The sequence below is a fragment of the Arthrobacter ipis genome (genome assembly GCF_014694315.1).
Taxonomy (GTDB): Bacteria; Actinomycetota; Actinomycetes; order Actinomycetales; family Micrococcaceae; genus Arthrobacter; species Arthrobacter ipis.
Map to the genome: position 1 here is coordinate 990761 of NZ_JAAOXD010000001.1, position 25707 is coordinate 1016467.

21 protein-coding genes are annotated in these 25707 nt (G+C 67.1%); 5 read left to right on the plus strand and 16 right to left on the minus strand.

Annotation, left to right across the window (positions count from 1 at the left end; genetic code table 11):
* The first annotated feature begins 74 nt into the window (after positions 1 to 74).
* Positions 75 to 1901, plus strand: coding sequence for a gamma-glutamyltransferase (gene ggt / locus G9E11_RS04750; RefSeq protein WP_190603298.1), 1827 nt, complete (start codon positions 75 to 77; stop codon positions 1899 to 1901).
* Positions 1902 to 1982: 81 nt separating this feature from the next.
* On the opposite strand, the gene G9E11_RS04755 is transcribed toward ggt, so the two are convergent.
* Complete coding sequence (locus tag G9E11_RS04755) at positions 1983 to 2621, minus strand: hypothetical protein (RefSeq protein ID WP_190603299.1); 639 nt, start codon at positions 2619 to 2621, stop codon at positions 1983 to 1985.
* Between the two features lie 389 nt (positions 2622 to 3010).
* Here G9E11_RS04755 and G9E11_RS04760 point away from each other — a divergent pair, with 389 nt between their 5' ends.
* Positions 3011 to 4666 (plus strand): HNH endonuclease signature motif containing protein, encoded by a 1656-nt coding sequence (locus G9E11_RS04760; RefSeq protein ID WP_190603300.1) that lies wholly within the window; start codon positions 3011 to 3013, stop codon positions 4664 to 4666.
* Positions 4667 to 4836: 170 nt separating this feature from the next.
* Entirely contained in the window at positions 4837 to 7005 is a 2169-nt protein-coding gene (locus G9E11_RS04765) for a 3-hydroxyacyl-CoA dehydrogenase NAD-binding domain-containing protein (RefSeq protein WP_190603301.1), read from the plus strand.
* A gap of 27 nt (positions 7006 to 7032) precedes the next feature.
* Here the strand turns inward: G9E11_RS04765 and G9E11_RS04770 are convergent, their stop codons facing one another.
* From G9E11_RS04770 to G9E11_RS04825, 12 genes are all read right to left on the minus strand, one after another.
* Complete coding sequence (locus tag G9E11_RS04770; RefSeq protein ID WP_190603652.1) at positions 7033 to 8607, minus strand: ABC transporter ATP-binding protein; 1575 nt, start codon at positions 8605 to 8607, stop codon at positions 7033 to 7035.
* Positions 8607 to 9392 (minus strand): energy-coupling factor transporter transmembrane component T family protein, encoded by a 786-nt coding sequence (locus G9E11_RS04775; protein WP_190603302.1) that lies wholly within the window; start codon positions 9390 to 9392, stop codon positions 8607 to 8609. The genes G9E11_RS04770 and G9E11_RS04775 overlap by 1 nt, the downstream gene beginning before the upstream one ends.
* 19 nt (positions 9393 to 9411) lie before the next feature.
* Entirely contained in the window at positions 9412 to 10233 is an 822-nt protein-coding gene (locus tag G9E11_RS04780; RefSeq protein WP_190603303.1) for an ECF transporter S component, read from the minus strand.
* Between the two features lie 120 nt (positions 10234 to 10353).
* Positions 10354 to 11403, minus strand: a complete 1050-nt coding sequence (locus G9E11_RS04785) for a nucleoside hydrolase (protein WP_190603304.1) — start codon at positions 11401 to 11403, stop codon at positions 10354 to 10356.
* The gene (locus G9E11_RS04790) at positions 11403 to 12380 is read right to left on the minus strand and encodes an aldo/keto reductase (protein WP_190603305.1); all 978 of its coding nucleotides are present in this window, start codon (positions 12378 to 12380) and stop codon (positions 11403 to 11405) included. The genes G9E11_RS04785 and G9E11_RS04790 overlap by 1 nt, the downstream gene beginning before the upstream one ends.
* A gap of 83 nt (positions 12381 to 12463) precedes the next feature.
* Complete coding sequence (locus G9E11_RS04795) at positions 12464 to 12682, minus strand: helix-hairpin-helix domain-containing protein (protein ID WP_190603306.1); 219 nt, start codon at positions 12680 to 12682, stop codon at positions 12464 to 12466.
* Between the two features lie 48 nt (positions 12683 to 12730).
* Positions 12731 to 13291: a hypothetical protein gene (locus G9E11_RS04800; RefSeq protein ID WP_190603308.1), complete on the minus strand. Its 561-nt coding sequence runs from the start codon at positions 13289 to 13291 to the stop codon at positions 12731 to 12733.
* Positions 13288 to 13833, minus strand: a complete 546-nt coding sequence (locus G9E11_RS04805) for a DUF402 domain-containing protein (RefSeq protein WP_190603309.1) — start codon at positions 13831 to 13833, stop codon at positions 13288 to 13290. The genes G9E11_RS04800 and G9E11_RS04805 overlap by 4 nt, the downstream gene beginning before the upstream one ends.
* The gene (gene dxs / locus G9E11_RS04810) at positions 13830 to 15803 is read right to left on the minus strand and encodes a 1-deoxy-D-xylulose-5-phosphate synthase (RefSeq protein ID WP_190603310.1); all 1974 of its coding nucleotides are present in this window, start codon (positions 15801 to 15803) and stop codon (positions 13830 to 13832) included. Before dxs ends, G9E11_RS04805 begins: the two co-directional genes overlap by 4 nt.
* 157 nt (positions 15804 to 15960) lie before the next feature.
* Entirely contained in the window at positions 15961 to 18786 is a 2826-nt protein-coding gene (locus G9E11_RS04815) for an aconitate hydratase (protein ID WP_190603311.1), read from the minus strand.
* A 155-nt stretch (positions 18787 to 18941) separates the two neighbouring features.
* Positions 18942 to 20333: a class I SAM-dependent RNA methyltransferase gene (locus G9E11_RS04820; RefSeq protein ID WP_190603312.1), complete on the minus strand. Its 1392-nt coding sequence runs from the start codon at positions 20331 to 20333 to the stop codon at positions 18942 to 18944.
* Positions 20330 to 22306, minus strand: coding sequence for an APC family permease (locus G9E11_RS04825; protein WP_311764293.1), 1977 nt, complete (start codon positions 22304 to 22306; stop codon positions 20330 to 20332). Before G9E11_RS04825 ends, G9E11_RS04820 begins: the two co-directional genes overlap by 4 nt.
* 94 nt (positions 22307 to 22400) lie before the next feature.
* Between G9E11_RS04825 and G9E11_RS04830 the strand changes: the two genes are divergently transcribed.
* Together G9E11_RS04830 and G9E11_RS04835 are read left to right on the plus strand one after the other, a co-directional pair.
* A complete protein-coding gene (locus tag G9E11_RS04830; RefSeq protein WP_111903489.1) occupies positions 22401 to 23072 on the plus strand; it encodes a potassium channel family protein in 672 nt (223 codons plus the stop codon).
* Positions 23073 to 23915, plus strand: a complete 843-nt coding sequence (locus G9E11_RS04835) for a potassium channel family protein (protein WP_311764294.1) — start codon at positions 23073 to 23075, stop codon at positions 23913 to 23915.
* On the opposite strand, the gene G9E11_RS04840 is transcribed toward G9E11_RS04835, so the two are convergent.
* The 3 genes from G9E11_RS04840 to G9E11_RS04850 are packed head-to-tail and all read right to left on the minus strand — an operon-like array spanning position 23885 to position 25672.
* Positions 23885 to 24640: a DUF3159 domain-containing protein gene (locus G9E11_RS04840; RefSeq protein ID WP_190603313.1), complete on the minus strand. Its 756-nt coding sequence runs from the start codon at positions 24638 to 24640 to the stop codon at positions 23885 to 23887. The genes G9E11_RS04835 and G9E11_RS04840 overlap by 31 nt on opposite strands.
* The gene (locus G9E11_RS04845; protein WP_190603314.1) at positions 24637 to 24966 is read right to left on the minus strand and encodes an OB-fold nucleic acid binding domain-containing protein; all 330 of its coding nucleotides are present in this window, start codon (positions 24964 to 24966) and stop codon (positions 24637 to 24639) included. Before G9E11_RS04845 ends, G9E11_RS04840 begins: the two co-directional genes overlap by 4 nt.
* Positions 24959 to 25672 (minus strand): DUF3710 domain-containing protein, encoded by a 714-nt coding sequence (locus tag G9E11_RS04850; RefSeq protein WP_190603315.1) that lies wholly within the window; start codon positions 25670 to 25672, stop codon positions 24959 to 24961. The genes G9E11_RS04845 and G9E11_RS04850 overlap by 8 nt, the downstream gene beginning before the upstream one ends.
* Positions 25673 to 25707 lie beyond the last annotated feature (35 nt).

Consider the following 25707-nt stretch of genomic DNA (forward strand, 5'->3'; position numbering starts at 1 on the left):
CGTTGAGTGTCTTTCCGCCGCGGAGTAGCGTGACAGTACCGTCAACCCGCATTTACTCACACCCGGGAGCGACCATGCCACACCTGAAAAGCCGAGTAGCAGCCGTCACCACGGCCTTGGCAATGAGCGTGACGGCGGGCGCCGTCACCACTCCCGCGTTTGCTGATGAGCGGGTGACCGAAAAGACCGCGACGGCCACCGGATATGGCGGCGCGGTGAGCACCGTGGACCCGGAGGCTTCCGCCGCGGCCATCGACATCCTCCGCAGGGGAGGCAATGCTGCGGACGCCGCGGTGGCCGCTGCGGCCACCCTCGGCGTAACCGAGCCGTACAGCGCGGGGGTCGGCGGCGGCGGGTACTTCCTCTTTTACAGCGCCCACACCGGGCATGTGAGCACCATCGACGGTCGTGAGACAGCTCCCGCGGCCATGCCGCGCGACGCCTTCATCGACCCGAAGACGGGCAAGCCCTATAACTTCACCCCCGAGCTCGTCACCAGTGGCGTGTCGGTGGGCGTGCCCGGCACGCCGGCCACGTGGGAGCGAGCGCTGGACCGGTGGGGAACCAAGGACCTCGACGACGTCCTCGAGCCGGCCATCGAGGTTGCGGACCGCGGCTTCGTGGTGGACGGCACCTTCCGCCAGCAGACCCTGGACAACAAGCTCCGCTTCCAGGCGTTCACCTCAACCAGCAAGCTCTTCCTCCCCGGCGGTGACGCAGCAGCCGTCGGCAGTATTTTCAAAAACCCGGACCTTGCGGCAACCTACCGGCTGCTCGCGGACAAGGGAACACGCGGCTTCTACCACGGGGCGCTCGCGAAGGAGATAGCGTCAACCGTCCAGGCTCCGCCCAAGACCAAGACCACCAAGCTGCCTGTTCCTGTAGGCCACCTGACAACAGCGGACCTCGCCAAGTACCGCGCGTTGAACCAGTCGCCCACCCACGTGGAATACCGTGGCCTCGACGTCTACGGCATGGCCCCGTCGAGCAGCGGTGGCACTACCGTGGGCGAGGCGCTGAACATCCTTGAGCCGTTCAACCTTTCCGGAATGTCCAAACCCAACGCGCTGCACCACTACCTCGAGGCCAGCGCGCTCGCCTTCGCTGACCGCGGCAAGTACGTGGGCGACCCCGCGTTCGTGGATGTTCCCACCGAGGCCCTGACGGATCCGTTATTCGGCAAGGAACGCTCCTGCGAGATTGATCCGAAGCACGCGGCAATGAAGCCGGTGGCCCCCGGTGACGTGGCGAATTACGACGGCGCGTGCCCGGCCGCCGCGGCGGCCCCCGCCAGCGAGAAGGACACCGAAAACATCTCCACCACAAACATGACCGTCGCGGACAAGTGGGGCAACGTCGTCGAGTACACCCTCACCATCGAGCAGACCGGCGGGTCCGGCATCGTGGTGCCCGGCCGGGGGTTCCTGCTGAACAACGAGCTGACCGACTTCTCCACCGTGTACGACCCGAAGGACCCGAACCGGATTGAGCCGGGCAAGCGGCCCCGGTCCTCGATGTCGCCGACCATCATCCTCGAGGACGGCGAGCCGTTCCTAGCCCTCGGCTCGCCCGGCGGCTCGACGATCATCACCACCGTCCTGCAGACCATCCTGAACAGGGTGGACCTGGGGATGAGCATCTCCGGTGCCATTGCGGCTCCGCGGGCGGCGCAGCGGAACGCGGCCAAGGTTACGGCTGAGCCGGCGTTCATCAAGGCGTATGAAAGCCAGCTGAAGCCGTTCGGCCACGAGTTCACCCCGTCCGGTGACGCGTTCACTTCGGCAGCGGAGATAGGCGCGGCCACGGCCATCGAGTTCAAGTCCGGCGGGCGCATGGTCGCCGCGGCGGAGCCGGTCAGGCGCGGGGGAGGCTCCGCCATGGTGGTCAAACCCGCGAGGTGAGGCCCGCCGTCGTTCTTGGGTAAGCCAGCCCCTGCCAACGGTGAGCCATTACGGAACACGGGCGTTAAGGAAGGCGAGGCGTTAAGGAAGACTGTCGCCAGGTCCTGGCAGTAACTGCCCGTTCCTGATCTGCGACGGTCCGAACTCCACCGTGAGCGGACGGATTTCCCAGGAGTCGCTTCGTTCCCGTGAACGGCCCTTCTCTGGGTTGCCCTGCCCTGACTGCCCCTGTGACTTCGGCTTGCCCACGGCAACGTGGGGACGCCACCGCGGATACCTGTAGCCCAGGGCGCGGGAACTGAGGATGAAGTCATCGGGGTTGTCCACCAGCAGGTCATCCAGCAGCTCATGGAGGGCCTGGACGAGGGAGACCTGAAAGTCCCGCACGCCTTGGGGCACGTCCACGTCGAGCCCGGACACCCTGCCGCCGCCCAGCAGAACCAGTCGCTCGGCCGTTCCGGAGAAGCCCTCCAGCACGGGCAGCGCGCGCAACCAGTCTGCAGTCTTGACGACGGCCGCGGCAGGATCCGTCGCGCCCTTGGTCCATTCAGCAACGTCGGCCGCGAAGTCCTCCAGTATGCCAATGTGAAGCAGGGTCATGTGCAGGCCCTGCGGCCTGCGCAGCCCGTCCGCGTAGGCGGCGAGCTGTTCGTAGTCTGCCGGTTTGGTGCCGACGCCGAGCACCGGGACCTGAACTGTAATGCGCGGTAGCCTCAGCATCCGGACCTCCCTGTCCTTGGCCGCCGTCGTGATTGTTCGCCTGTGAATGATGCCATTATGCGCTTCAGGGGGACCCAAAGAATTTTCCAATCCCGTCTCCCGAACCATTGCTCGGCCTTGCGACGAAAAGAGCCAGGGGGTGAGCCGGGCCGGGTGCCCCTGCCGCAGGGGTCTTCGATCGCTGCCCGATGGTGGTGCTGCCCGGGGGGCTTTTGGGTGAGCTGTGTGCCCATCTGGGTGGCAGCTCAGGGCGTTCTCAGGGCTGGGAACGCCCTGAGCTGCGACCCGGTTTCCGCTCTGGATTGGATCAAAAAGACTTTTTTCGATTCGGCCCGCCTGTGGTGCTCTGTCCACCCTTTAATGTCGTAGCCCCACGTCATGCTGTGGGTATGGATAACGAGGCAGTTGCGAAGACGTTGGAGGCCATCGGTGCCTCGGCACTTGCGCTGGCTGCTGAGCTCCGCAGGGCGGGCGATCCGGGTCCGGCCGGCGCGGGTTCGTTGCAGGATGAGGCGGATCAGTTGGGGGATCAGGCGGAGGCGTGCCTGGACGGTCTTGCTGGGGTGGCCAGGATGGAGGCGCGGCTGGCGGCGGTGAAGGTGAACCTGGCCGCCGGTTACGCGGGAGCGGAGGAGGCCATGACTCCGCTTGGCACGTCCGCGCAGGACCGCACCGTCCGGCGGATGTCGGTGACTGCTGAGCTGGCTGGCGCACTGACCGTCAGTGAAGGGTCGGCGGAGCGGTTGCTGGTTGAATCCGCCAAACTCACCAGGGATCTGCCGTTGACGCTCGCCGCGCTGGACTCAGGGACTATCTCCTGGCAGCACGCGCGCATCATGTGCGACGAAACGGACGGGCTGGATCCGGAAGCAGCCGCGGGCTTCGAGGCGCACTTCCTGGACCCGGACGCGCCCGGGTACGCGCGGGGTTGCCCGGCGGGGGAGCTGACCCCGGGCAGGTTCCGGGCCAAGGCACGGTATTGGCGGGAACGGCACCACCCGGTCAGCATCGAAGCCCGGCACGCCAAGAGTGCGAAGGACCGGCGGCTGGAGTTCGTTCCGGACCGGGACGGCATGGCCTGGTTCTCGGCGTATCTGCCCGCGGACCAGGCCGCCGGGATCTGGAACGGTACCACCGCCGCCGCGCGCGCCATGCAGGGCCCCACCGAGTCCCGGACCCTGACCCAGCTCCGGGTCGACGCCTTCGCCACGTGGCTGCTCACAGCGGGCCACCCGGTTGACGGCCCGGCCGCAGAGTCGGTTCCCGCAGACTCTGTGCCGGTCGGTGAGGTGCCGTCTCCCAAGGCGCAGGTCCTGGTCACCGTTCCGGTGTTCTCGCTACTCGGCCTGTCCGATGAGCCGGCAACACTCGACGGGTACGGGCCGATCCCGCCGTCCATGGCCCGCCGGCTCGTCGCCGACGGCGCAACATCATTCCGCCGGGTGCTGACCGATCCGCGAGACGGGGCACCGTTGGAGATCGGACGCACCAGCTACCGGCTGACGAAGCCGATGCGCCAGTGGTTGCGGCTCCGCGACGCGAAGTGCACATTCCCCAACTGCAACAACCACTCCCTGGACAACGACGCCGACCACATCCTGGCCTGGGCCGACGGCGGCGGTACCGGCGTCGCCAATCTCGGCCAGCCCTGCCCGAAACACCACAGACTGAAACACACCACGGCGTGGAGACCGGTCAGCGCCACCCGGGACGCACCGCCCGGCTGGATTTCGCCGTCGGGCCGGTCCTATCCGGCCGAGCACCAGGACTGGGAACCACCCAGCTGGCCAGAACCACCACCCGCCCAAGACTTGCCGGAACTGTCACCCGGTGAGGACTGGCCGGAGCTGCCGGATCGTCCGGACGTGCCGGACCGGTTCAACGGGTTGGACCGCTACTCGGCCCTGGGCGGCTACGAGTGCCCCGAGCCTTCAGAACCTCCCGACGACTTTGACGATATTGACTGCCCTGTGGCCCTCGACGGCGTTGAACCACTCCTGCCAGCGGATCCTTGGCCCTACTGGTCATCATCCACAGCAGCCTAAGGAGCCACCCGCCTCAAAAGCGTGGCCGCCATCAGGCATGTGGGGCGTGTCCCCACAGACAACCTCGGCGCCGGTTGCAGCCAAAGTTACTCACAAGTAACGTTGAGTTTACTGATGCCCAGTACCGGCTGTCCGGCCGAGGCATGCCCGTCCCAATGAGGAGCCACAGAATGAGCGCCGCAAATTTCCGCAAGCTTGCCGATCTCTTTCCGGATGAGGCGATCACTCATTCCTCGGTGCAGGACATCGAACTCCCTGCCGTAGAAGGCCACCCCAGCCCGGGCGTCTTGGCCCTGATCACCTTGGACAACGGGCTGGGTCCTTCCAAACCCACGACGCTTGGCCCCAACACCCTCGTTGAACTCGGCACCGTCCTCGAAGGGCTGCGCGAGCGGGCCGCCGCGGGCGAGATCGCGGCCGTAGCCGTGACGGGCAAGCCGAACTTCTTCGTTGCCGGGGCAGACCTGTCCGCGGTCACGAAGCTGCAGCAGCGGGAGCATGGCCTGTGGATGGCCCAACTGGGCCACGAGGTCTACGCCATGCTGGCCAGCCTCGGCGTTCCCAGCTTCGCCTTCATCAACGGAGTGGCCCTTGGCGGCGGACTGGAAATAGCCCTGCAGTCCGCCTACCGCACCGTGTCCACCGGCGCGGGAGCTCTGGCTCTTCCGGAGGCCTTCCTCGGGCTGGTGCCCGGGTGGGGCGGCGTATACCTTCTGCCGCGGCTGATTGGGCCGGAGAACGCGGTGAAGGTGATGATCGAGAACGCGCTGAACAACAACCGCACCCTGTCCGGCCCGGAAGCCTTCAAACTGGGCATCGCGGATGCGCTGTTCGAGGCGGAACATTTCCTCGAGCAGTCCGTCGCCTGGGCTGCGCGTGTTGTCGCCGGCACCGCAGTTTCGGGAGCAGTACCGGAGCGGCCCGCCGCCGTCGATCCCACCGACCCTGCTGTTGCCGCCCGCTGGGCGGACGCCGTGGCCGCCGGCCGCGCCTACGTCGAAACCAAAACATCCAATGCCTCCCCTGCACCGGCTGAGGTGTTGAACATCATGGCGGCGAACCGCACCATGACACAGGCGGAGTCCGCCGCGCTCGAATGCGAAACGCTGGCCAGCCTCATGCAGACCGACGAGTTCCGTGCCACCGTCTATGCCTTCCTGGACCTCGTGCAGAAACGGGCCAAGCGGCCCGCCGGCGCCCCCGGCCGCGAGCTCGCCCGGCCCGTCACGAAGATCGGCGTGGTGGGCGCCGGCCTCATGGCCAGCCAGCTCGCCCTGCTGTTCGCGCGCCAGCTCGGCGTGCCCGTGGTCCTGACCGATATCGACCAGGAGCGGGTGGACAAGGGCGTTGGCTACGTCCACAACGAAGTGGACAAGCTGGTGGCGAAAGACCGGCTCAGCGCCTACGCAGCCACCCAGGCCAAGGCGCTCGTCACAGGATCCGTTTCCAAGGAGCCGTTCGCGGACGCCGACTTCGTCATTGAGGCGGTGTTCGAGGAACTCAACGTCAAGAAGCAGGTGTTCGCCGAGCTCGAGGCCATCGTCTCACCGGAGTGCATCCTGGCCACAAACACCTCCTCACTGTCCGTGACCGCCATGGCCGCGGACCTGCGGTATCCCGAGCGCCTCGTGGGCTTCCACTTCTTCAATCCCGTGGGCGTCATGCCGCTGCTCGAAATTGTCCGGGCGCCCAAGACGGACGACGCCGTGCTCGCCACCGCCTTCGAACTCGCCAGGGGCCTGAAAAAGACCGCCGTCCTGGTCAAGGACGCCCCCGCATTCGTGGTTAACCGCATCCTGCTGCGGCTCATGGGCGAAGTCACAGCCGCCTTCGACGAGGGAACGCCAGCCGACGTTGCGGACGCCGCGCTGCGCCCCATGGGCCTTCCCATGACGCCGTTCACCCTCCTCGCCATGGTGGGATTGCCCGTTGCCCAGCACGTACAGGAATCCCTCCATGCGGCCTTCGGCGACCGCTTCCCGGTTTCGCAGAACCTGCAGAAACTCGTCGACAACAAGATCAGATCCCTGTGGTCCACGACAGCGGACGGAGCGCGGGAGATTCCGGCCGCCACCTCTGCCCTGATGTCCTTCGGCAGCACTCCGTCAACCGCAGAGGACGTGCTGCGCCGGACGCAGGACGCGCTGGCCGAGGAAATCGGGCTGATGCTCGAAGAGGGCGTGGTGGCCGGGCCCGAGGACATCGACCTGTGCATGGTCCTGGGCGCCGGCTGGCCGATGTTCCTGGGCGGCATCACCCCCTACCTCGACAGGGTGGGAGCCTCGGAGCGCGTCAACGGCAGGCGCTTCCTGCCGCCGGGAGTGGCATCCCGTTCCTGACACCGGCCACGGCGGCTCGAGGCGCGGTCATAACCGACGAAGCCGGCCGCCCTCCAGCCTGAGCAGCCGGTGCGCGTGCGTCGTGGCGAACCTGAGGTCGTGCGTGACCATCACGACGGCGGCGCCGCGGCCGGCTGCTGCTGACACGGCGGCCGTGAGCCGCTCCAGGCCACGGGCGTCCAGGGCCACCGTGGGTTCATCCAGCGCGAGCACGGACGGTTCACGCGTCAGGACTGTGGCAAGGGCCAGCAGCCGCTGGCCTGACGCCGGCAGCTCATGGGGGTGGGCGTTTCCGCTGTCCCCAAGGCCGACGGCGGCCAAGGCTGCTTTGGCGCGTTCCGGCGCCGCGGTGCCGAAGATGCGGTCCAGCCCGAACAGCACCTCGCGCAGCACCGTGCGCTCGAACAGCTGGTCATGCGGGTGTTGGAAGAGGAGCCCCAGGCGGCGGGCCACCTGCCCTGTAGGTACACCGGCAATGGACTCGTCCGCCACGCGGACGTCACCTCGAAGCGGCCGGTGGAGGCCGTTGAGGAGCCGGAGCAACGTGGACTTGCCGGCACCGTTGGGCCCGGTAATGGCCACGATTTCCCCAGGCATCACCTGCAGGTCCACGTCCTCCAGAAGCAGGCTTTCGTCCGTAGGCGCGTTGCGGGTCCGTCCCCCGAACCCGAAGGCCACACCTGACAACTCCAAAGCCGCTTGAGTTCTAGCGGCAGTGGCTCCAACTGCAGCCCCCGCCACGGGAAGCGTCAACACCGGAGGCGGGGCCGGAGTCGGATCAGGATGCTGCTCAGGGGACGTAATGACGACGCCGGATTCGGCCAGCGCGCCTCCCTCAAGAATCCGGACGGGCTGTCCCGCGGCCGTCTCCTGCCCATCCTTCAGTACCAGCCAGCGCTCCGCCGCGCGGGTCAGCGCGTCGGCGTGCTGGCTCAGCACCACAATGGCGGTCCCCCGGGCCAGCTCCGCATGGACCAGCTCCACAACGGTCCGGATACCTGCCTGGTCGAGGGACTCGAGCGGCTCGTCGAGAATCAGGACGCCGGGACCGTCCACCACCGCGCAGCCCACGGCCAAACGGCGGAGCTCGCCGCCGGACAGCGTTGCGGGATCCCGCCGCAGGAGCCCGTCGAGTCCGGTCCGGCGGGCAATATCGGCGACGGTCAGCATCATATCGGCGCGGAGAACACCCCGGTTTTCCAGGCTGAAGGCGAGCTCCTCCTCCACGGTTCCGCGGACCGCCGACAGCATCGAGGCGGCGTCCTGAGGGACGTAGCCGACGTGCCGCGCCCACGCCCCCGGGTCAATCCGCGGATCATCGGGCGCTCCGGCAAAGCGGAGCGGGCTGCTGCCCTCCGGATGCCCGGCGACCTCCAGCTGTAGGCTTCCCGCCAGCGTTCCGTCCCGGCCGCCGAGCAGCCAGGCACCAAGGATGCGTCCCAGCGTTGACTTGCCGCTGCCGGATCCGCCGACCACCGCCGTCAGCGTGCCGGGCGAGGCTGCTACCTCCACGCCGCGAAGCGCGGGGCCGGGATCGCCGTGGTACGAAAATGAGGCGACGGAGGCCAGCAGCGTGGTTGCGGCAGTCCTGTCCGCGATCATCACGCGCCGCCCACGAACTGAGGGAAGGCGGACAGTGACCCGGCCGGCAGGGATTCGGCGATGCGCCAGACCACCGCCGCCACAGCGAGCAGGATCGCAAAAACACGGAAGGCCGCCTGCCCGGCTGAATCGCGGACCTCCGTGTAGCTGGTCCGGGGACCCGTACTCCTGAACCCCCTCGCGTCGAGGGACTGTGCCCGAATGCCGGCGTCGTGAACCAGGCCCAGCACCAGCGGAACCATCTGCAGCCGGATGGCCGCAACCCGGCTGCCGATCCCCCGTCCCACCACGAGTCCTCGCGACTCCTGCGCCTGGCGGACCTTTTCCAGCCGCGCGGCCACCAGCGGGGCAAGAAGGAGTGTGGAGGCCAGCACATACCCGACCTGCGGCGGAACACGGCGGGCCGCCAAGGCGGCGACCAGCTCAGGGATTCTGACGCTGAAGGAAAACACCATCAGCACCAGGACGAAGGCCGCGGTGCGGAGCCCCATTTCCAGGGCGTAGGTCAGCCCCTCGGCCGTGACCCGGGCAGGGCCCCAGCTGGTTAGCACGGTGCGCCCCTCCGGGAAGAAGAGGCCGTGGATCACCAGCAGCGAAAGCCAGAACGGCACAACGACGGCGGCCGCGGCCAGGACAACCCGCCGCACGATGCCCGCGGCGGCGGAAAGCAGCACTGCGCCGACTGCCACCGTGAGGGATACCGCCCAACTGGAGGCCGCCGTCGTAATGACCAAAACTGCGGCGGCGGCCGTCAGCGAAGTCAACGGATTGAGGCGTGCGGCCACCTGACCAAAGGTTCCGGGCTCAGGAATTCCGCGCGGCCGGCTCCTTGCCGGCCAGGACGCGGAAGCGGCGGACGAAAGGGAACTGGAACGTGGTGCGCCGCGGCAGGGCGTAGACCAGCATGGCGGCGATGGCGAAGACGATGGCCTTGTCCATGGGATCCGAGATCAGGGCCTGCTTGGTGATGGCGGCCAGCAGCGTGTCGCCCATGGCGCGGAAGGCACTGACGATGGCACCGGTGCCCGCCCCGGAGGTGCCGCCGAAGACGAACGCGGCGATAGGCGCGGACACCACCCCGGCGATGATGCCGGTGACGAAGCCGGCAATCGGGGCCAGGTAGAACCGGCGGAACAGCCCGTACCGTGCGGCGACGCCGGCCAGGAAGCCGATCAGCGCGGCGCCGGCCGCGAAGGGCAGGACCGTCGGGTTGAAGAACGACCACACGATGCTGCTCAGGGCACCGGTGGCGGCGCCGGCCGCGGGTCCGGCCAGGACGGCGATGAGCACGGTGCCGATGGAGTCGAGGTAGAACGGCAGGCCGCTGGTGCCCATGAGCTGTCCCAGCACGATGTTCAGGACGAGGGCCACCGGAATGAGCACCACGGTGGACGTGGGCAGGGTGGGGAGCACGCCCACGATCAGCAGCAGGGCGCCAAGGAGGAAGCCGCCCAGCGCGACGAGCGAGGAAACGCTGCCGAGCCCGCCCGCAATGTCGGCCGGCTGTGTGAGGACCAGGAAGATGAAGGTGGCGGCGATGGCAGCGGCGCCGAGCAGTTCGAGGAGCCTCCGGCGGCGGACGGCTTTCCGGTCCGTGGGAGGAAGCGTAAGCGACTGCTGTGACATGGTGGATCCTTAGGCTGAAAACGGCGGGTTCCGCACCCGCGGCGTGATCTTCCGCGTGCGCGGAAGCCAGCGCCTATGTCACCTTGGCGCGGCTACCATCCTACCGACCCGCGGGCACGGCTAGCTACGGTCCGGAGAGAGGGGCCGATGGCCCACTGCCGCAGCCAGCCTGCCCACCGAGGAGATCAGTTCGCCGAAGCACTGTTCGGGATCGTTTGAAGTGACGATCCTGGCATTGAACGGCTCCTTCCAGATGCCCCGGAAGTCGGCAACGGTGGTCCCCACCAGACGGGGCGATTCCGTCTCGACGTGCACGGTGGCCGGCCGCGTGCCGAACGGAGTACGTCCGATCGCCGCAGCTGCGGCGAACGCGTCATGCATGTGCGCGATGTAGCCCTGGTCGTAGAGCCGGTGGAACTCCATGTAGAAGCGGATAGCATCCGAGAGGCACGCCACAAGCGGGTTGCCCGAGCCGCTGCGCTGGCCTTCCGGCTGTTCGGGCAGCACGAGTTCGGGTTCGGCTCCGGCGGCCTCGGCGAGCCGCTGCAGGTGCTCGGGCCGCAGCTCGATGCGTTCCGTGGTCTCGAGGGCGCACACCACCGGAAGGCTGTCCTCCGGGAGGCCGCTGTAGGCGGCGAAGACTTCCGCGGCCGCGTGCGGGTCCACCGAAACGTTCCACTCAGCGGTCGGTGTGGTGTTGCCCTGGTAGTTGAAGCAGCCGCCCATGATGACCAGCCCCTTGAGCAGCGTGGGCAAATCTGGTTCCGCCCGCAGCGCCAGCGCGAAGTTCGTCAAGGGCCCGGTGATGAGCCCGGTGACCTTACCCGGGCGGGCCCGGGCCGTTTCAACCCAGACGTCGACGGCATGCCGCGGTGAGATTCCCTGCTGCGGCGGCGGGAGCTCGGCATAGCCGATCCCCTGCGGGCCGTGGGTCTCCTCGGTGGTGACCAGCGGGATCTCCAGCGGCACCTTCGCGCCCACGGCAACCTCAATACCGGCCCGGCCGCAGAGTTCCAGCAGGGCGAGGTTGTTCAGTGCCACCTGGCGGGCACCCACATTGCCCGCCGTGCAGGTGATGGCCTCGATCCGAACCTCCGGCCGGGACAGCAGGTAGACCAGCGCGAGGGCGTCGTCGATCCCGGTGTCAACATCCATGAGGATGGACGGCATCAGAACAGGGCCACCTTGGGGGTCTGCGGGAAGATGGCATCCAGTTCGTCCAGTTCGGCCCGGTCCGGCACCCAGGCCACCGCCCCGGCATTCTGCCGGACCTGCTCCGGACGCGTGGCGCCAGCAATGACGCTGCTGACCGACGGCTGCGCGGCAAGCCAGGAGAACGCCACCTGCACCTCGGTCAGGTCGCGGGCGGCGGCGAAGGCGCTGAACGCCTTCAGCTGCTGCCAGTCGGCGTCGTGCACCAGGTTCGTGCGTGTGTGGCTGAGGCGTGAACCTTCCGGCGCCTGGTCCTGCGCGTACTTGCCGGTCAGCAGGCCATTAGCCAGGGGGAAGTAAGGCAGCACACCCAGCCCGTAGGCTTCGGCCGCCGGAGTGACTTCCTGCTCGGCGCGGCGGTCCAGGAGGTTGTAGTGGTTCTGCGCGGACACAAACCGGGCTCCACCGCGGCCGCGGGCCACAAATTCAGCCTCGGCAATCTGCCAGCCGGCACGGTTCGAGTGGCCGATGTAGCGCACCTTGCCGCTGGTGACGAGGTCGTTCAGCGCGTCGAGGGTCTCCTCGATCGGCGTCAGGGGGTCCGGCGTGTGGAACTGGTACAGGTCGATGTAGTCAGTGCCCAGCCTGCGCAAGGAGGCCTCCGCGGCGCGGATGACATAGCGGCGCGAACCGCGGGCGCCGAAGTCCTCGCCGTTGGCCCCGCGCATGTCCATGCCGAACTTGGTGGCCACCACGACGTCGTCCCGCCTGGCCCCCAGGGCCCTGCCGAGCATCGTTTCGCTGAGCCCCGGTTCGCGGCCGTAGGTGTCGGCGACGTCGAAGAGCGTCACCCCGGCGTCGAGGGCGGCATGCACGACGGCGTCCGTCCCCTCCTGCGATTCAGTCACCGTGTTTGCCCGGCCGAGGTTGTTGCAGCCTAGGCCCACGACGGAGACGGTCAGTCCGGATTTTCCAAGACGGCGGTATTCAGTCATGGGATCACCCTATAACGGCCCCGGCGGCAGCTCTCGCTGCCCACGTTCCGGACCGCTTTCCGCCCGCCTCCTCGAGGAACCCCTCAGGCGGTGGCGAACTCCAGGCCGTGCTCCTCCAGCGCGTCCTGGAGCTGGGCCAGGGTCCGCGGGCAGATGCCCGGCAGCGCCGCCAGCTGCCGCCGGCCGAACTGCGCCAGCTGCTCAAGGGACTCGACGCCGGAGTGGGCGAGGATTCTGCGGTCGGGCGAGGCGAGGCCCCGCGGAAGCGGCGTGCGTCCCGGCTGGGCTGACTTCTTTGTCATGACGTTCTGCCTTCCTGGTGCTGACTGCGTTAAGGTGCTTGAACTGCTTTAGAGGGTGAAGCTGGCCACCTGCTTGGGTGAGTGCTTGAGCTTGAGGGCCGAGGGGTCGCTGAACGGGGCGGCTCCAATGCTCAACTTGGTGAAGTCCAGGTCCTCGCCGCGGATGCAGACCTTGATCGCGTTCACGGCCTTGTTCACGTCCGGGCAGAGGCAGAAGATGTTGAGCTTGCCGTCGCTGAATTCCGACCGGTCCACGATGCCCAGGCCGCGCCAGGCCAGGTGGCCGGAGAGTGCGTCCTTCGCCTTTTCCTCCAGGTAGCGGTCGCGGCTGGTGCCCTCCCGGGTCTTGAGCGCGTACTGCGCCACTACCCAGTACTGTTCCTCGTCCGGAATCTCGGCGTAGCCGTCCTCGGAGCAGGCCGCCCCGAAGGCGTCCATCAGGCGCTCGGCTGCCTCGGCGTCCGGCACATCGGTTTCCTGGGTCTTGCTCTGGTGCCCCACGGCGCCATGGTTCATGACGAACTGGCTATAGTCCTCGTCGTACCAGGCTTCCCGGAACAGCAGCGCCCCTTCGTCGTCGCGCTTGTAGACCCGGATAATTCCGCTCATGCCCGTCCTCTCATAAACCAGCTACTGTCGGTGCCGTCAAACGGAGCCTCCTGGCCCTTAACGGCAAGGAACAGTGCATCACACTCGGCCTGCATGGCGTGCACCAGCGTCTCAGGGTACTCCATGCGGAGCCGGTGCTCGGCGAATTCGTCCTCGTCGTCGACGAACACGCCGCGCTGCACCGAACGGATCACGTCGAGGTCCATGTCGATGATGTGGAATTCAGTGACGCTCGGCTGGATCCTGCGCCACTGGTGGCCGGTGGCCAGGTCGACGTAGACGCGGAAGTCGCCGGGGTAGGTCTCGTCGTAGAAGGTGACCACGAACTCGCCGGTCCGCGGAACCAGGAGCACGGCATCGGACGCGGTGTAGAAGGCGGCGCCGGGCCGGGAACAGAACTCGTTGGCCGGCTGGAAGATCCACCAGCCGTGCTGGTCCTCGCCGAGGTACCTGCCGGGCACCACCCAATGTGCCGAGCCGTCCCATTTGCGGTTGCGGGACACCACCAGTTCCCCTGGCTGCAGGGAATCGGGCTCCCTCACAGTTTGGGCAGGCTTCCGGTGGTGGGGTGTTCCTGGCCGGGCAGCGGACGGGCGAACGGAACCTTGGTCCCGAGGACCTGGGCAACGACGTCGTGGGTGATCTGCTGGGCGGTGAGGCCCACGCGCTCCAGCACCTCGCTCCGCGTGCCGTGGTCCAGGAATTCGACAGGCAGGCCAACCTCGTTCAGGGCAGTGTCCACACCCGCGGCGCGCATCTCCTGGCGGATCCGGGATCCGACTCCCCCGGCCCGGACGCCATCCTCGATGCAGATGACCAAACGGTGCCTGGCGGCCAGGGCGATGATCGACTTCCGCACCGGAAGGACCCAGCGCGGGTCCACGACTGTGGAGCTGATGCCCTGGGCGCCCAGCCGGTTGGCGACGTTCAGGGCCAGCTCGGACATGGCGCCCACGCTGACGATCAGGACATCGTTCTCGGTGGAGCCGGCCGGGCGGCGGGACAGCACGTCCACGCCGTCGGCCAGCCGTTCGATGGCCTCGACCTCCGCGCCGACAGTTCCCTTGGAGTAGCGGATGACGGTGGGGGCGTCCTCGATGGCGACGGCTTCGCGGAGCTCTTCGCGCAGCCGCGAGGCGTCGCGCGGCGCCGCCAGGTGGAGCCCGGGAACGATCTGGACCATGGCCATGTCCCACATTCCGTGGTGGCTTGGACCGTCGGGGCCAGTGACGCCGGCGCGGTCCAGGACAACGGTCACGCCGGCCTTGTGCAGGGCGACGTCCATCAGCAGCTGGTCGAAGGCTCTATTGAGGAAGGTGGCGTAGACGGCCACCACCGGGTGGAGCCCGCCGAAAGCCATGCCGGCCGCGGAGGTGAGCGCGTGCTGCTCGGCGATGCCGACGTCGAACACGCGTTCCGGGTGCCGTGCCGCGAATTTGTGCAGCCCCACCGGGATGAGCATGGCACCGGTGATGCCGACAATGTCCTTGCGTTCGTCCGCGATGTCCGCGATTTCGTCGGCAAAGACCGACGTCCAGGACTTGGCGCCGCCGGCCTGGGCGGGCTCGCCCGTCTCGGGGTCGATGATCCCGACGGCGTGGAACTGGTCCGCTTCATGCGCCCGGGCCGGCGCGTATCCGTGGCCCTTTTCGGTCATGGCGTGCACGATGACCGGGCCGGCGTAATTCTTGGCGGTGGACAGGGCGTGTTCCATGGCCTGCAGGTTATGGCCGTCCACCGGGCCGATGTACTTCATGCCGAGGTCCTCGAACATGCCCTGCGGCGCCCACCAGTCCTTGATGCCCTTTTTCATGGCGTGCAGGCTCTTGTAAGTGAACTGGCCCACAGGGCCACCGTTCTGGAGCTTTTTCTTCCACCAGTCCAGGGCGACCTCGTAGGCGGGGGCGGTGCGAAGGGAGTCGATGGTAGGACGCAGGGACGCCAGGTAGTCGGCAAAGCCGCCGACCGTGGGGGCGTAGGAGCGGCCGTTGTCGTTCACGACAATCACGACGCGGCGCTTTTTGTCTGCCGCGATGTTGTTGATGGCTTCCCAGGCCATGCCGCCGGTGAGCGCGCCGTCTCCGACGACAGCGACGACGTACCGGTCGCCGTCACCGGTCAGCTGCCGGGCACGGGAAATCCCGTCGGCCCAGGACAGCGAGGACGAAGCGTGGGAGCTTTCGACGATGTCGTGCTCCGACTCGCCGCGGTCCGGATAGCCGGAAAGGCCGCCCTGCTGGCGGAGCGTGCTGAAGTCGTGCCGTCCGGTGAGGAGCTTGTGCACGTATGACTGGTGGCCGGTGTCAAAGACGATGCTGTCGCGGGGCGAATCGAAGATCCGGTGCACCGCCATGGTCAGTTCGACGACGCCGAGGTTGGGACCCAGGTGCCCTCCCGTCTGGGAGACGTTGCCGATCAGGAATTCCCTGACCTCGGCGGCGAGCTGGTCCAGCTGCGCCGCGGACAACTTGCTCAGGTCCTGCGGATTCCGGATGGTCTCCAAGATTCCCAACGGCCCCTCCTTCGGCTGGTAGACATGCCTATTAACTCTAACGCCTCCGCGCAAGCGCATGAGGCAGCGCAAACAGCAAGGCAGAGGCCCCGGCCGGTCTGCTGACCGGCCGGGGCCTCTTCGCACTGCTTACCGGGGCTGGCCCGGCTGAATCCCGCTAGTTAGCGGAGATCTGGCGCAGAACGTACTGCAGGATGCCGCCGTTGCGGTAGTAGTCCGCTTCACCCGGGGTGTCGATGCGGAGCACTGCGTCGAAGGACTTGGTCGAGCCGTCCTCAGCGGTGGCGGTGACCTTGAGGGTCTTGGGCGTGGTGCCTTCGTTCAGGGCGGTGACGCCCTCCACAGCGAAGGTTTCCGTGCCCGTCAGGCCCAGCGTGGCAGCGGACTCGCCGGCCGGGAACTGCAGCGGCAGGACGCCCATGCCGATGAGGTTGGAGCGGTGGATGCGCTCGTAGCTCTCGGCGACGACGGCCTTGACGCCCAGCAGTGCCGTGCCCTTGGCTGCCCAGTCACGGGACGAACCGGAGCCGTACTCCTTGCCGGCCAGGACCACCAGCGGGGTGCCGGCTGCCTGGTAGTTCTGCGCGGCGTCGTAGACGTAGGCCTGCGGGCCGCCAGCCTGGGTGAAGTCGCGGGTAAAGCCGCCCTCCACGCCGTCGAGGAGCTGGTTCTTGATGCGGATGTTCGCGAACGTGCCGCGGATCATGACCTCGTGGTTGCCACGGCGCGAGCCGTAGGAGTTGAAGTCCTTGCGCTCCACGCCGTTGGCCAGCAGGTACTGGCCGGCAGGGGTGTCGGACTTGAACGAACCGGCCGGGGAGATGTGGTCCGTGGTAACGGAGTCGCCAAGCTTGAGCAGCACGCGGGCACCGGTGATGTCCTGGACGGGCTCCGGCTGGGCCTTCATGCCCTCGAAGTACGGGGGCTTCCGGACGTACGTGGACTTCTCATCCCAGGCGAAGGTGTCGCCGGCGGGGGTGTCGAGCGCCTTCCAGCGGTCGTCGCCCTCGAAGACGCCTTCGTAGCCCTTGGCGAACATCTCCTTGTCGATAGAGGAGTCGATAACTTCCTGGACCTCGACCGGGTTGGGCCAGATGTCCTTGAGGAAAACGTCGTTGCCTGCTTCGTCCTTGCCCAGGGCGTCGGTGTCGAAGTCGAAGTCCATGGAACCGGCCAGGGCGTAGGCGATGACCAGCGGCGGGGAGGCCAAGTAGTTCATCTTGACGTCCGGGTTGATGCGGCCTTCGAAGTTGCGGTTACCGGAGAGCACTGCGCTGACGGCGAGGTCGTTGGACTGGATGGCCTCGGAGATCTCGGCTTCCAGCGGGCCGGAGTTGCCGATGCAGGTGGCGCAGCCGTAGCCCACGATGTAGAAGCCCAGCTTCTCCAGGTACGGGGTAAGGCCCGACTTCTCGTAGTAGTCCGTGACCACCTTGGAACCAGGGGCGACCGAGGTCTTGACCCACGGCTTGGCGGTGAGGCCCTTGTTCACGGCGTTGCGTGCCAGGACGGCGGCGGCAAGCATGACCGAGGGGTTGGACGTGTTGGTGCACGAGGTGATCGACGCGATGGTCACCGCTCCGTGGTCCAGGTCGAACTCGCGGCCGTCTTCCATCTTCACGGCGACGGGGCTGGAGGTGCGGCCTTCGGCGCCGTGAGCGGCGGAGTACTTCGGCGGCATGCGGTCACTGTCGGTCACGTGGGTGGCACCGGTGGTGAACGAGGGCGGGTCGGAAGCCGGGAAGCTTTCCTCCAGCGACTCGTCCAGGGAGCCGGCGTCGGCGTCGTGGGTGACGTAGTTCTTCAGGTCGTGGCGGAACTCGTCCTTGGCCTCAGTCAGCTCGATGCGGTCCTGGGGACGCTTCGGGCCGGCGATCGACGGAACCACGGTGGAGAGGTCCAGTTCGAGGTACTCGGAGAACTTGATCTCTCGGGAAGGATCGTGCCAGAGGCCCTGTTCCTTCGCGTAGGACTCAACCAGGGCAACGTTTTCCTCGGAGCGGCCGGTGAGGCGCAGGTAGTCGAGGGTGACGTCGTCGATCGGGAACATGGCGGCCGTGGAACCGAACTCCGGGCTCATGTTGCCGATGGTGGCGCGGTTGGCCAGCGGCACTGCCGCCACGCCTTCGCCGTAGAACTCCACGAACTTGCCCACAACACCGTGCTTGCGCAGCTGCTCGGTGATGGTGAGGACGACGTCGGTGGCGGTGGCGCCGGCCGGGATGGAACCGGTCAGCTTAAAGCCCACGACGCGCGGGATCAGCATGGAAACGGGCTGGCCCAGCATCGCGGCCTCGGCCTCGATGCCGCCAACGCCCCAGCCCAGCACGCCCAGGCCGTTGACCATGGTGGTGTGGGAGTCGGTGCCGACACAGGTGTCCGGGTAGGCACGAACCGCGCCGTCCACTTCGCGGGTCATCACGGTGCGCGCCAGGTATTCGATGTTGACCTGGTGCACGATGCCGGTTCCCGGCGGGACAACCTTGAAGTCGTCGAACGCGGTCTGGCCCCAGCGCAGGAACTGGTAGCGCTCACCATTGCGCTGGTATTCGATCTCCATGTTGCGCTCCAGTGCGCCGGAGTTACCGAAGACATCGATCTGGACGGAGTGGTCAATGACCATCTCGGCCGGAGCAAGCGGGTTCACCCTCTTTGGATCGCCGCCGAGCTCCTTCACTGCCTCGCGCATGGTGGCAAGGTCCACCACGCAGGGAACACCAGTGAAGTCCTGCATGATCACGCGGGCAGGCGTGAACTGGATTTCGGTGTCGGGCTGGGCATTAGGGTCCCATCCTGCCAGGGCGCGGACGTGATCGGCCGTGATGTTCGCGCCGTCCTCGGTCCTCAACAGGTTTTCAAGCAATACCTTGAGGCTGAACGGAAGGTTTTCTGAACCTTCAACGGAGTTCAACCGGAAAATTTCGTATTCGGTTCCGGCTACATTAAGTTTGCCTTTTGAACCGAAGCTGTCCACAGTGCTCATCGCAGGACTCCTCTCGCAACAGTTTCATCTTTGTCGCGCGGTTGACCGCTTGCTAGTTAGGCTCTCCTAACTAGTACAAGGTCATACACAAAGAGCATGGGGTCAGCCGAGAATACGGCGCGCGACGTGGGACTACTACGCCCATCCTAGCCACATCAGCCGCGCGGAGTCAGCAGTGCGACTGTCTCCAGGTGGTGCGTGTGCGGGTAAAGGTCGAAGGCCCGCAGTCCGGCCAACTGCCAGCCGCCCTCCTGGAAGTAACCAATGTCTCGTGCGAACGACGACGGGTCGCAGGACACATAGGCGATGGCGCGGGGGCTTGAGGCAATCAGCTGGCTGACCACGGCCTTGCCCGCACCGGCGCGCGGCGGGTCGAGAATGAGGGCGTCGAACTGGCGGGGCCGCTGGCGGAGCACCCGCTCCACCTTGCCCTGCACGATCTCCACCTGCGGTGCACCGTGCAGGTTCTTCCGGGCGTCCCGACTGGTGCCCGGGGCACCCTCCACCGACAGGACGGATCCGGTCTCCCCCACCGCGTCGGCCAGCGGCGCCGTGAACAACCCCGCTCCGGCGTAGAGGTCCGCCACCGCGGCGCCTGGTTCGAGGAACCCGCCCTCATGCAGGAATCCGGTGACGGCCCCCACAAGGGTTTCCGGCGCGTCGCGGTGGATCTGCCAGAAACCCGCACCCGTGACCCGGTAGTCGTGGCCGACCGCAGATTCCTGCACCCAGGTTCGGCCGCGGAGCTGCAGGGTCTCATTTTTGAGTGGATCGTAACTGGCCACGGACACGTCCGCGGGGAGCTGGGCCAGGATGGAGTTCAGCCGTTTGGCGCGGGTCCCGGGGGCGGGGGCGAGCAGCACGAGCGGCCGCGAGCCGTTGGCGGGCGCGGCCACCTCCACCCGCTCGATGCCCTGAAGGTCCACATCCCAAAGCCGCAGGGCGTTGATGCCGTCCACGGCCAGCGGCATCTCCTGTACGGGAATCACCTGGTCGGAGCGGTGGGCGTGCATCCCGAGCCGGCCGCTCTGCGTGACGCCAAAGCTGGCGCGCGTGCGCCACGCAAGGCCGGCCCCGCCGTCGTCCGTCTTTCCGGCACCGTCCGCTGGTGCGGCGTCATCGGCTTTTGCCGCTTGTCCGACCGCTTCCACCTCCGGGGAGAGTTCGACGCCGGCCAGCCGGCTGAGCTGTTCGGCCAGCACCTCCGATTTGAGGCTCCGCTGGCGCGGCAGCGACACGTGGCCAAGTTCAGCGCCCCCGACCGGTGGGCGCCCGTGCGCCCAGGAGCGTGCGGAATCGGCGGTCCGCCAGAAGTGCGGCACCCGGTCCGGCGAAGCATCGAGGACTTCCACAACGTCCGCGCGCCAGAACTTGGCCTTCTCTTCGGCGTCGGTGAGCCGGACCCGCACCCGCTCCCCCGGGATGCCGTGGCGGACGAAGACGACGCGGCCCTCATGGCGGGCAACGCAGTGTCCGCCGTGGGCGACGGGGCCGACGTCGACCACCAGTTCGAGTCCGGTGGAGGTGGTCTGGGTGTCCGGGCTCATTGAATGTCCTGCAGTCTCTTGGCTTCTTCGGATGATTTGAGCTGCCAGGGGACGCTGGCAACCATGACGCCCGGCTCGAAGTGGAGCCGGGTTTTGATGCGGAGGGCTGTCTGGTTGTGCACCAGCTGCTCCCACCATTTGCCCACCACATACTCGGGGATGTAGACAACGATCAGGTCCCGGGGCGAGTCCCGGCGCATGTTTTTGATGTAGTCCATGATCGGCGTGACCGTCTCGCGGTAAGGACTGGCGAGGATGGTCAGCGGAACCGGAATCTCCAGTTTCTCCCAATCGGCGAGCGTGTGCGCTGTTTCCTCGGCGTTGATGTCCACCGTGATGGCGTCCAGCCGCGACGGCCGGGAGGCCCGGGCATACGCCAGGGCGCGGAGCACCGGCTTGCGGACGTGGGACACCAGCAGCACCGCGTGCACGCGCGTGGGTAGTGCCCGCGGCGAGGAATCCTCGTCGACCGCCAGTTCCTTGGCCACGTTGTCGTAGTGGGCGCGGATGCTCCACATGATGAGGAACAGGACGAACATGGCCAGCAGGGCAATCCAGGCGCCCTGCTCAAACTTGGTGATGAGCACGATCACCAGCACCAGCGCGGTCATGCCGAAGCCGATCATGTTAATGGTGCGGGATTTAATGATCCGGCGCCGGAGGGCCTTGTCCTTCGCCAGTTTCAGCTCGCGGCCCCAGTGCCGGACCATGCCCAGCTGGCTTGCCGTAAACGAGATGAAAACGCCGACGATGTACAGCTGGATGAGCTTGGTGACGTCCGCGTTGAACGACAGGATCAGGACCAGGGCGCCGGCCGCCAGGGCAAGCACACCGTTGCTGAAGGCGAGCCTGTCGCCGCGGGTGCGCAGCTGCCGGGGCAGGTACCCGTCCTGGGCGAGGATGGAGCCCAGCACCGGGAAGCCGTTGAAGGCCGTGTTGGAGGCAAAGACGAGGATGACGCCCGTTGCGGCGACCACTATGTAGAACGGAATGGAGCCGGCACCGAAGATGGTCTGCGCGATCTGGCTGATGGCCGGGTTCTGGATGTAGCCCCCGGGCAGCGGCTGCCCGTTGAGCAGGAACTCCTTGGCCGGATCGAGCACGATGTGCACTTTGGTGGCGTTGGCCAGGTAGATGATGCCTGCCAGCATGGCTGAGGCGATGATTCCGAGCAGCAGCAGCGTGCTGGCCGCGTTCTTGCTCTTGGGCTTCTGGAAGTTCGGCACCCCGTTGCTGATGGCTTCCACACCTGTCAGGGCGGCGGCACCCGATGAGAAAGCCCGCAGCAGCAGGAATGCGCCCGCCAGTCCGACGAGGCCTTCGTCGAAACCGGCGGCGGGCACGATCTCGAATGCAGCCGACGGCGCCCGGCCCAGCTGGCCGGTGACGGCCTGGAAGATGCCGACGGCGGTCATGCCCAGGATGGATGCCATGAAGATGTACGTCGGCACCGCGAAAACGCTGCCTGCTTCCTTGATGCCGCGCAGGTTGACCAGCGCCAGGATCACCACGCCGATCGTGGCGATTAACGCCTGCTGCCCATGGAGTGACGGGATGGCGGTGGTGAGGTAGGCGGCCGCGGACGACATGGACACGGCAACGGTGAGCACGTAGTCCACGAGCAGAGCTGACGCCACGGTCAGTCCGGCGTACTTGCCCAGGTTCTCGTTGGCGATCTCGTAGTCGCCTCCGCCTGAGGGGTAGGCGTGGACGTTCTGGCGGTAGGAGGCCACGACGGTCAGCAGGACCACCATGACGGCGAGGCCCACGAGCGGGGAGAATGCCACGGCGCTCACGCCGGCCAAAGCCAGCGTGAGGAGAATCTCATCGGGGGCGTAGGCAACGGAGGACAGTGCATCCGAGGCGAAGATGGGCAGCGCGATCCTCTTCGGCAGGAGCGTGTGGGCCATCCTGTCGTTCCTGAAGGGCCTCCCCACCAGCACGCGCTTCGCGGCATTCAGAATTGTCAGCACCACACAAAGTTAGTCTGATTCGCACGCGATGTCATGGCAGGTTTCCGGCGGTAGAGTCTTACGGAGCAGTCGGCGAGAGTTGAGGAGAGAACGCGTGGCGCACTTCGTGATCATGGGTTGTGGGCGCGTCGGGGCCACGTTGGCGCACACGCTCGAGGATGCCGGCCATTCGGTGGCCATCATCGACCAGGACGATCGCGCCTTCCGCCGCCTCCGCTCGGGCTTCACAGGCCGGAAAGTCACCGGCGTCGGCTTTGACCGCGACACCCTGAAGCAGGCAGGCGTTGCGGACGCCTATGCGTTTGCGGCGGTCTCCAGCGGCGACAACTCCAATATCCTGGCGACCAGGGTGGCGCGCGAGACATTCCACGTGCCGCACGTCGTGGCCCGCATCTACGATCCCGGCCGCGCCGAGATCTACCAGCGGCTGGGCATCCCCACGGTGGCCGCGGTGCGCTGGAGCGCCGATCAGGTCCTGCGCCGCATCCTTCCCGAACAGCACCTCGCCGGGGACTTCCGCGATCCGTCCGGCCGCCTCGTGCTCGCCGAACTCGACCTCCACCCGGAATGGGTGGGCCATCCGGTCTCCTCCATCGAAAAGGTGGCCGACGTCCGGGTCGCCTACCTGACCAGGTTCGGCGAGGGGATGCTGCCCGCCGCGGGCACGTCCTACCAGGACGGCGATAGCGTGCACGCCATGCTGCGGGCGGACCGCACGTCCGAAGTCGCCCACATCCTCGCCAAAGCCCCCGCCAAGGAGTCCTAAGTGAAAGTCGTCATCGTCGGGGCCGGAAGCGTCGGCTCCTCGATTGCCCGTGAGCTGCTGGCCCACAAACACGAGATCCTGTTGATCGACCTGAAGCCCGAAGTGATCGGGCGCAGCGGCCTGCGCGGCGCGCACTGGCTGGTGGGCGACGCCTGTGAGCTGAGCACCCTGCAGGACGCGAAGCTCGAGGACGCGGACGTGGTGGTTTCCGCCACAGGCGATGACAAGGTGAACCTCGTCGTCTCGCTGCTGGCCAAGACCGAGTTCGGCATCGGACGCACTGTTGGGCGCGTGAACAACCCGAAGAACGACTGGATGTTCAATGACTCCTGGGGCGTGGACGTTGCCGTGAACACGCCCCAGCTCATGACGGCCCTCGTCGAGGAAGCCGTTGAGATCGGCGACCTTGTCCGGCTGCTGACCCTGCAGACAGGTGTCTCGTCCATCGTCGAGTTCACGGTGCCGCATGACTCCCACGCCATCGGGCTAACGGTGGGCGACATCGACTGGCCGGAGGACTCCACGCTGGTGGCCATCCTGCGGGACCAGGCACCGATCACGCCCAGCCGGGACGATGTCATTGACGGCGGCGACGAGCTGTTTTTCGTCACCACCATCGCGGCCGAAGACCAGCTGCGCGAGCTCCTGTCACCCGGCTCCGGCGAAGAGAACGCGCCCAGTGAGGGACCGGGTTCAGGTGAGGGGAACGGTTCAGGTGAGGGGAACGGTTCCGGTGAGGGGCAGGACGGCGCAGCGGCGGCGCCGGCAACTGCAGATCAGCTGGGCCGGTCAGATCAGCTGGGCCGGTCAGATCAGCTGGATGACGACGGCTTCGACGGCTGACCGTCAGGCGTTGCCGCGGGCCGGGTGATGAGCCAGGCGAGCCACACACCGAGGATGTACAGCGGCGCTCCCATGATGAGCCTGGTGGTGGCCAATGCCGCCAGCCCATCCGGACCCATCAGGTACAGGGGAACCTGCACCAGCAGGCGCAGCAGCAGCACGCCGACGATGATCCACGTGCCCAGCCGGTAGGCGCGCACCCGGGCCGGGTCCTTGCGCCAATCTAGGCCTTCGTTCCGGATGAACCCGAACAACAGGCCCGCGATCGGCCAGCGGACGGCGATGGAGATGACCATCGCAACGATGTAGGCCGCGTTGGTCAGGAATCCGGGAAGATAAAAGTTTTCGGCCTTGCCGGTGGTGTTGGCGAGCCACGCGGAGATGCCCACGCCGACGATGCCGGCCAGTGCCTGGGTCAGCGGACGGCGCTGCACGAGCCGCACCACCGTGAAAACGGCGGCGGTGCCCAACGCAGCAATGAGCGACGGCGTCAGGGCACTGGTGGCGGTGAAGGCGACCAGGAAGACCAGGCCGGGCATGATGCTCTCAGCGATTCCCTGGTAACCGCCGGCGCTCTTGAGCACGTCGATGCGGCCGTCGTGGGTGCGGTGCAGCCCTGCCCTGGACGCGTAGTCCTCGGCCAGTCCCGCAAAACCCGGGGTCTCGGGCGCGGGCTTGGGCTCTTCGCGGCCCGGCCCCGAATCGGGGTTCTCAGGCAAAGTCATTGGTTCTCCTGGCGGGAAAGTATCTCATAGCGTGGGTTGAACATGGTGGGCATGCCCTCTTTTACGGTCAGCATGCCTTCGAGTTGGAGTTCCGTCCCCGCGTCAATCCCTGGAATGCGGCGGCGGCCCAGCCAGATGACCCGCAGCCGCCCGCGCCGTTCCCTGACCGGGGTGTCGTGGTCCGAGACGATGGCCGTGAAGGCTGCCACCTGCGACGGGGGCGCGTAGGTTACCGACTCGATAAATCCGTGGCACAGGACGCGCCCGCGCTCCGGCAGCCCGCGGATGGGTACCGCGTGGTCCTGCGGGCCGCCTGCATCAACCAATCTGCGTGATCTCCGGCCCGCGCTCGGGCTGCTCGAAGTCCGGCTCTGCAGGGGGCACGGGCCCGGCGGCGTCCTTGGGCAGGCGCAGCTGCAGCAGTTCGCGTGGCGGCATGGGGTTCTCGCCCCTGATGACGACGATTTTCCGGAACAGGTCCTCGAGGCCGGCGGCTGCTTCGCGGTCCAGCGCGGCCTCGCCGCCGAAAACGCCGCGAAGGAACCAGCGGGGGCCGTCGACGCCGATGAAGCGGGCGGCGCGGTAACCCTGGCTGCCGTCCGGAGCGCCCGCCGGCAGCTTGGCCACGAGTTCGACGCCGTACTCCCCCGGGATCTCCTCAACCTGGCCGCCCTGGCCACCGACAGACTGTCCGAGCTGCTCCCGGATCTCGTCCCAGAGCCCTTCGGACCGGGGCGCGGCAAATGCCTGCAGCTGCAGGCTCGACCCCTCAAGGTCCATGGTCACGGCAACGACGCGCTGGGTTGCTTCCTCAACTTCGAGCCGGAGCTGCAGTCCGTCGCGCGGGGCAATGAGCAGGGCGCCGAGGTCCACATAGCCGTCGCGGCTGCTGACCTCGGAGACGTCGAATGGGCCGTTGGCCCTGCGGCGGTCCGCGGCATTCCCGGCAGCACCCGGGGTGACGTCATCCTGGACGTCCTCCGGCTCTGCAGATTCCTGCTTCTTGGCTTTCTTGCCCCGCCCAAAAACCATGCGTTGTCTCCTTAGTTGTGATCGTGTCGCGCGCC